The organism is Micromonospora sp. NPDC048887, from assembly GCF_040649715.1.
In the GTDB taxonomy this organism is placed as follows: domain Bacteria; phylum Actinomycetota; class Actinomycetes; order Mycobacteriales; family Micromonosporaceae; genus Micromonospora.
Window position 1 is genome coordinate 1 of the sequence record NZ_JBEZGA010000018.1, and the last position, 1314, is coordinate 1314.

General features: G+C 74.7%; 1 rRNA gene and 1 pseudogene. One reads left to right on the top strand and one right to left on the bottom strand.

Annotated elements, in window-relative coordinates:
• Positions 1-89: ribosomal RNA gene (gene rrf / locus AB0C17_RS23840) — 5S ribosomal RNA — on the top strand; the annotation flags it as partial.
• Positions 90-183: 94 nt separating this feature from the next.
• Here the strand turns inward: rrf and AB0C17_RS23845 are convergent.
• A pseudogene (locus tag AB0C17_RS23845) lies at positions 184-1314 on the bottom strand (hypothetical protein); the annotation flags it as partial.

Sequence of the window (1314 nt, forward strand, 5' to 3'; positions counted from 1 at the left end):
CCGGTCACATTCCGAACCCGGAAGCTAAGCCCTCCAGCGCCGATGGTACTGCACTCGGGAGGGTGTGGGAGAGTAGGACACCGCCGGACAATCTTCCAGTCGAGGGCCGCCCCAGCAGGGGCGGCCCTCGACTGCGTTAGCGTTCTCGGCGGAAACGCCATCAGGAAGGATGTACCTGTGAGCTCAGGACCCCAGGGCGGGGACCGCCCCCGTCGTTACGAGGATCGCGCCGACCGCGGCCAGGGGCGTGGTGACGCCGGCCGCGACGGCCGTCGCGATGACCGTCCCTCGTACCGGGGCGGCCGCGACGACCGCCCGGGCGGCTTCCGTGGTGGCGATCGCGACAGTGGCGCCCGTGGCGGCGACCGTCGCGAAGGCGGCTTCCGTGGCGGTGACCGCCGTGAGGGTGGTGCCCGTGAGGGCGGTTTCCGTGGCGGTGACCGTCGCGAGGGCGGTTTCCGTGGCGGGGACCGCCGCGAGGGCGGTTTCCGGAGCGGGGGTCGCGAGGGCGGCTTCGGCGGTGGTGACCGTCGCGAGGGCGGTTTCCGTGGCGGCGACCGCCGTGAGGGCGGTTTCGGCGGCGGTGATCGTCGCGAAGGCGGTCTCCGGGGCGGCGACCGTGACAGCGGTTTCCGCGGCGGGGAGCGTCGCGAGGGTGGCTTCCGCGGCGGTGACCGTCGCGAAGGCGGCGCGCGTGAGGGTGGCTTCCGCGGGGGCGACCGCCGTGAGAGTGGTGGTTTCCGGGGCGGCGACCGCCGCGAGGCGGGTGCCCGTGACGGTGGTTTCCGTGGCGCTGAGCGTCGTGAAGGCGGCTTCGCCGGTGGCGATCGTCGCGAAGGCGGTTTCCGTGGCGGCGACCGCCGTGAGGGCGGTTTCCGTGGTGGCGACCGCCGTGAGGGTGGCTTCCGGAGCGGGGGCCGCGAGGGCGGCGACCGTCGCGAGGGCGGTTTCCGGGGCGGAGACCGCGAGGGTGGCTTCCGGAGCGGCGAGCGCCGTGAGGGTGGTTTCCGTGGTGGCGACCGCCGTGAGGGTGGTGCCCGTGAGGGCGGTTTCCGGGGCGGTGACCGTCGCGAGAGCGGCGCCCGTGATGGTGGTTTCCGTGGTGGCGACCGCCGCGAGGGCGGCTTCCGTGGCGGCGACCGTGAGGGTGGCTTCCGGAGCGGGGGCCGCGAGGGCGGCGACCGTCGCGAGGGTGGCTTCCGGGGCGGCGAGCGCCGTGAGGGTGGCTTCCGCGGTGGTGACCGTGACGGTGGCTTCCGTGGGGGAGACCGCCGTGAGGGTGGTGCCCGTGAGGGTGGTTTCCGGGGCGGTGAC